Below are 6049 nucleotides of genomic sequence, written 5' to 3'. Positions count from 1 at the left end.
ATCAACGGTCGCGTTGAGTTGGAGCGACACTCCTCACGGAGGTCGCTCCACGAGTAGTTCGCATCAGCAGACAGTACGCGCAGGTCTTCCGCGTTTCGGCGGAAGACCTGCATCCCGATATGTCCGTCCCACGCCTTCTGCGTCGTGTAGTGAACGTCCCTGATCGCTAGCGAGTTCACGTCGATCAAGATCGTCGTCTTCATCGACTGGAACGAGTAGTTCGCGCGGTCGCGGTAATGATGGCTGGTTTGATCGCGCTGGAAACCACTCGCGTCAATTGCGGCTTCGCCACTCCAGCCCGCCTGCTCCGCCGACGTGCGGAGCAGGCGGCGGAGTTCACGCATCCGGTAGTCTTGTTCCCACCGACAGAACGAGCTGTAGTGCGGTGCCTCGTCGAGTCCGAACACGGCGAGGACACCGGACATCTCATTGAGGTAGTCTTCCGTCTCGCGGAGGCTCTTCTCTAATTCGACGCGGTACAGAATTAACGCAATCTGTACCCACTCGGCGTACCCGTCCGCGCCGTCCGGCGCGGCGGGTACGTCCGGCTCGTCAACGTGCTGTTTGGCAAGGTCTCGACACATTCGCGCAAGCCGTCTGAGCGATGCCATATCGCCAGACGGCGTCCATTTCCCGGTTAATCTGACGGAAGATCGCCGTGAGAGCGTCTGAGACTGTTGTCACTCGGCGGCAAAACAAGGCATGGAGGATTCAACTACTACCTGAACTCGGCTAGGTCGATTTGTCAGTCATAACACATATGTAATATATCATCAATTGATTCTAACTCTTATTATTCATGAAGAATGCTTATCTGACTTCAGAACACAGCAGTTTCTCGAACCAGTCATCCGGCGAATTGAGCTTCAGTGAGAGAAAGCTGAGGTATTTCTGAAGAAGATACTTTGAGACCCCCTAAACTTCGCTAACCACTGGCGAAGGAAGCTGTGGCGGTTCTCATACGTTTTTCTGTGGGCGTCACCGATCACGTAGGTGACAGAGTAGGTGACGGCCAGATGGCCCGCCCCTCCGTCTCCTAGATGTCGTCGTAGATCGTGTAATCGTCGGTGCAGAGGATGACGCTACCGTCGCCGTACTCGGCGATGCCTTTGCCAGCGTATTGAAGATCTTCACAGACGAAAAACCGAACTCGTCCGTCGGTCCGACGGACGAGTGTCAATACTGGTGGTTTGTCTGACTCGAGGACTGCGGGCCTGTTGAGTCCGCTGCTAACAGAAATTGGTTTGTGGGGTCGCTTATCACTACAATGGCTATCAAACGCTAGCCGAAAGCCACCGATGGCCGTCGCGTCTGCCGGTCGCTCGAAGGTTGCACTGTTGCCCCCTGCGAGGCCGACCGTCACGGTGGCGGCCTGTTTCTGAGCTAGGTGCCGCAACGATCGGCGAGCATTACCAGACTACTGAAAAGATCCTACGTTACTCAGGAATGAGCCGTTTTAGTAGTCCAAACGTCCGAGCATGTCCCGCACGTCTTGCGCGTCCGCACTGTCCAAACCATCCAAACCGTACTCGACTAGTAGCGGGTAGAAGTGTTGATTCTTCTCGAGTTCCTCTCCGAATTCGCGTTCGTACTCGGCACTGAGCATCTTGTAGCGGTAGCGGAGATCGTCGCGTTGGCCTTCGGGCAGGTAGAAGTACGTCCCGACCTGTTCATCTTTCACGCGCTCGCTGTCCGTCTCGTCACTCTCGTCCGTATCGTCCGGTTCGCCGATCTGTTCTGGTTCTCCCGTCTCGCCCGTATGTGCTGGTCTGGACGTTTCGGATGATTTGGACTGTTGGGCTCGAGCGCGTTCTTTTGACTTGTTTCTCTTGTCCCGAAGCCGATCCACGCGATCGTCGCTCATGCTTGCACCTCCGGTTCGGCGAATCCAAACTGCCCGTCCAACCCGGCGGCGATCGACAGGAACACCTCGCACATATCATTCTCGTCGTTGTACTCGAGGAGCGAGACGCCCCCCTCGAGCGCGTATTGGATATCGGCCCGCTCGCGCACTTCCCACACGGGCACGTCATCGAACGCTTCGGTGATCCACTCGACCATGTGTTGGGCCTGATTCTTTCGCACATCGATCCGATTCGTGACGACGCCGACCTCGTCGATCGTAATCTCGTAGTCCAACTCGAGCGAGCCGACGTGATCGAAGAGTAAGTCGAGTTGCTCCCCGCCACGACGGGAGAGGGTCAGCTCGGGCTCGGCGGCGGTCATATCGATATTCGACGGAATCACGTCCATTTCCCCGTGTTCGCGCACGATTAGTGAACCTCAATTTGATCCTGTTCGACAGGGTTGGGGTGGTCGTAGTTGTTACTCATTGTTCCTTTCGGCGTGGTCAGTAGCCATGTGTAATGGTCGTAGATCTCGGAATTCTAAATATACACGCTTAAGTATCCCTTCACATAGTTCTAAAATAGAATAAATGGGTTCTGATAGCGAACCAGAGGAGGTCTCAGTTATCTGCGAATCATGTGGAATCCAACACCAAGCGCACAAATTTGCTGATAGAGAGTTTAGCCTTATTGACCGAGACACTACGTGTCGGTGTGGTGGAACCGAGTTCCAAACTTGGAAACAGAAAGTCGAGGCATCGTCTTTCGGGAACTAATCAGTCCTGTCTGAGCCGTTATCGGTTCCACTCATTCACGGACACCTCGCCCACTCGAGTTCTCCCTGCCTGACGGGATCCGACTCGACGTCCTCGATCCCAACGGTATCAGCCACTTCGGTCTGACTCACTAACTCCGGCGCAAACCCGTTGTAGGCGTGGAATTCCGAACCACGCCTCGCTCGGGAGCGTAGTACCAGCGCCACCTGGTCTTGGGGTTGTGACAACGAAGAATTTCGTTACTCGCAAGCCCTGCCAGCGGGTTATTTCTCGACACTTGTCCCCCATCGATCGTCCATCCCGATTTCGGTTTACTTCTCATGCCTATCTCATCGATTCCGGCCGCCTCGTCCGTACGAGCGGATCGAATCCTATCTATGTGTGTCCTCGACAGACGGGCGTCTGGGGAGGATGAGACTAGCGAAAGCAGAGGAAACGGTGGTGTGAGGAAAGAGGCACTGTCTAGTTAAGCCAGTTTGAGGAGTGAGCAGGTCGTTGAGTTAATTGGTTCAGATGCTCGCAGACCTGCTTAGCGAGTGCTATGACGCGGATTTAGAAGAAACTTGGGAGAACGAGCGGACGGCGACGCCCATTAGGGCGTTCGCCGTCCGTCTCCACCAAATCGGTTGTTCAATTCGGGAGGCAACAACGATCCTCGCTGAATTAGGCGTTGAATGCTCGCATGGAGCGGTCTGGAATTGGGTGCATCGGCTGGCTGACAACGGGTGCGACCCGCCTGAGGCGCAGCCGAAGCGGGTCGCAGTTGACGAGACCGCTGTCAAAATAAACGGCGAGTGGTCTTGGTTGTATGCTACAATAGACATTGAGACAAAGCTGATTTTTGATGTCGAGTTGTTTGGTCGGCACGGTACCGATCCAGCGGCTGCATTTCTGCATAGACTCCGCGAAAAACACGATCTCTCTGAGGCTGAATTTCTCGTCGATCAATTCGGCTATCGGACTTCCCTCGCTCGATTAGGACTGAACGGTCGGGTCAACTATACTGAGTGAAACCTGATCGAAAAGTGGTTTCACACCCTCAAAATACGCATCGACCGCTTCCATAACTCGTGGGTGGGCAGTCAGTCAAGCGTCCGGGAATTACTTGAACAGTTTATGCATTACTACAACCGTTAGAGACCGCACCAAGCTCTCGATGGAAAGACGCCGATCAAGGAGATGCAGAACTAGATAGTGACAGAGAATGGGCATTATCGGCTAGGGGTCATCACCCCACTCGAGCGCGACTCGTACATAAGGATTTACGCTCAAGACCTGAGTAGCGTCCCAAGTCTGCTCTGGCTAGTAGATCTTCTTAGAAAATCGAACGTGACACGAGTTTTAGAAAGGAGATATTCTAGGCAGTCCACGCTTGGGACGGTACTGAGCAGATTTCTCGTCCATCGGTGATTAGTAATTGATCCGCCAGCAAAATTGATGTTACGACTTATCGAGATGAGCGTCGGTCGGGATCGGTTTTGGAGTCGTTCTAGCTGTTTTGAGTTGCCATCGATATCACTCGCTCGAGTTGTTGGCTTCGTCAGAGCCACCAGCGTTGTAATCCACGCCGACGTCGAGGCCGGGGAGGGTGATCTCGTTCGAGGCGAGGTACACCATGTCGATTTTGACGTCTTCTTGCACCATTCCGGGTCCTTCTCCGTTGATGTCAGTGAGCCGCCCTTCTTCGGGATTGGCGTTCTCACCCGCCGTCTGTTGGAACTGCTGTTCCGGATCGTTGCTGGACTGGGCGTCGATGACCTGGCCGTTGAACTCAGCGTTCTCCGCTTCCAGCCCGGTGAGTTTGATGTACTGCTCGTCCGCCGTGACCGTCTCGTCGGCGGTGAACGAGATCTCCATCGTCCCGTCCATCATGGGTACTTCCTGCTCTCTCGTCAGCACCAGTCCATCGATTTCGACGCCGCGTTGCTCGACAACCACGACCGGCGTCTCTCCTTGATCGTTTTCACCGGCGCTGGGGTAGAGGAGGAACTCGTCGGATCTGATCTCGTCGGCCTCGACGGTGAACCCGCTGCCACTCGCCAGTGGCGCAGCGTAGGCCGTCCCCGACGACAGGACGATCATTCCCACGAGCGCGACGACCAAGAACGATGCACCGGTTCCGCCCAATAGTCGCTTTTTATTGTACATATTACACCCTTTTATCGATCAGTATTTCCGCAGCATCGTGACAGTTCGCCGAGATAGGGCCCGAATCGTCCGATGATCGGTCGAGTTGGTGTTGCTTTGTGAATGGCACATGAACATACTCAACACGATTTATAATCATTTTACCTCCTTGTATGCGGAGAAGTTTATACGGGATCCGGCCACAAGTATTGTATATTTGAGAACATATCCATCGCGTTTCCGCTCTCGCTTATCCCGATACATTGTAACATAGGAGTTTCTCGAACCAGTCCTCCGGTGAGTTGAGTTTCAGTGCAAGTATTTCGACGACCTGTTCTTTGCCCAGTTCATCCAATCTTTGCAGCACCCTTGAGACCGTTTGCGGATGGCATGAACCTCTTCTTTCTCCGCTAAGATCACGTACCTCCGACGATTTGAATGCCCTCCCAGCAGGAACTGAACAACTATATTCGTCAATATCTCTCGCTACGAACCTCGCTCGTTTCTGATTGGCATCCCGAAATTGCAGATTTCAGCCTCATCAAGACGGTCAATACATCGTCCCCGCTGTTGGCAACACTGTCGTGTTCGATGTGACCGTTACGAACACCAATCCGAACGCTACCTCGAATGTGAGCGTTACGGATGAGCTCCCTGACGGGTTGGGCTTCGTGAGTTCGGACGCAAGCCAAGACAGAACACAATATTCATATTACTTCCCCAGTGTCATGACAATCATAAGAAAAGTAAATCGGCGAACACTGATGGCGGCGGGGACGACGCTCGCCGCGGGCGGACTATTCGGCTCGATGGCAGTCGCACAGGAAGGCGATAACGGGGAGGAGGGCGAAGGAAACAGCGAAGAAAGAAGTACGGAGGGAGGCGCGGACTTCACGCGCTCAGACGGGGTCACCTGGCGGTACGACGATCCCCACGACATGCGTTCGGCGACCGTCAAGAGCGACCAGCTCTACACCTCCGAGGACGGGACAGTCTACGCGCTCGACGCCGAGGACGGCTCCATCGAGTGGGAACGCAACGAGCTGACGGTCGAACGGCAATTCGCCGGAGAGGCCGAGGTAACGACCCACGGTCTGATGATAGGCGACACCGACGACCAGCAAGTGTACATATTCGGGACTGGATCACAACCGGAGGTCGCCAGTCTCGAGCCGGCGACGGGTGAGACGGAACTGGTTGTACGCCCTATGGAGGGGATCGCTGGAATCATCACGGAATCCGGATACATCGGCGTCGAACCCCCTCACGACTCTACATATCTGTACAACGTATCGGCCG

Annotated in this window: 3 protein-coding genes and 5 pseudogenes; 3 read left to right on the top strand and 5 right to left on the bottom strand. The window is 54.7% G+C overall.

All coding sequences use genetic code 11. The features are described from left to right. The 4 genes and pseudogenes from PGX04_RS33995 to PGX04_RS33980 all read right to left on the bottom strand — a co-directional run. A partial coding sequence (locus PGX04_RS33995) for an IS5 family transposase (protein ID WP_273742502.1) occupies positions 1–611 on the bottom strand: 611 nt, incomplete at its 3' end. A gap of 199 nt (positions 612–810) precedes the next feature. After that, a pseudogene (locus PGX04_RS33990) lies at positions 811–1201 on the bottom strand (IS1595 family transposase); the annotation flags it as partial. 255 nt (positions 1202–1456) lie between these two features. Further along, positions 1457–1864 (bottom strand): DUF8160 family protein, encoded by a 408-nt coding sequence (locus PGX04_RS33985; protein ID WP_273742501.1) that lies wholly within the window; start codon positions 1862–1864, stop codon positions 1457–1459. Next, positions 1861–2274: pseudogene (locus PGX04_RS33980) on the bottom strand (ParA family protein); the annotation flags it as partial. The gene PGX04_RS33985 and the pseudogene PGX04_RS33980, both read right to left, overlap by 4 nt. An 862-nt stretch (positions 2275–3136) precedes the next feature. Between PGX04_RS33980 and PGX04_RS33975 the strand changes: the two are divergent. After that, positions 3137–3760 (top strand): annotated as a pseudogene (locus tag PGX04_RS33975) (IS6 family transposase). A 378-nt stretch (positions 3761–4138) separates the two neighbouring features. Here PGX04_RS33975 and PGX04_RS33970 read toward each other — a convergent pair. After that, the gene (locus tag PGX04_RS33970; protein WP_273742499.1) at positions 4139–4771 is read right to left on the bottom strand and encodes a DUF6230 family protein; all 633 of its coding nucleotides are present in this window, start codon (positions 4769–4771) and stop codon (positions 4139–4141) included. Positions 4772–5259: 488 nt separating this feature from the next. Between PGX04_RS33970 and PGX04_RS34945 the strand changes: the two are divergent. Both PGX04_RS34945 and PGX04_RS33965 read left to right on the top strand, forming a co-directional pair. Then, a pseudogene (locus PGX04_RS34945) lies at positions 5260–5448 on the top strand (hypothetical protein); the annotation flags it as partial. 66 nt (positions 5449–5514) lie between these two features. After that, positions 5515–6049, top strand: a pseudogene (locus tag PGX04_RS33965) (PQQ-binding-like beta-propeller repeat protein); the annotation flags it as partial.

It is taken from the genome of Natrinema soli (assembly GCF_028618695.1).
This window is presented reverse-complemented; position numbering and strand designations above follow the sequence as displayed.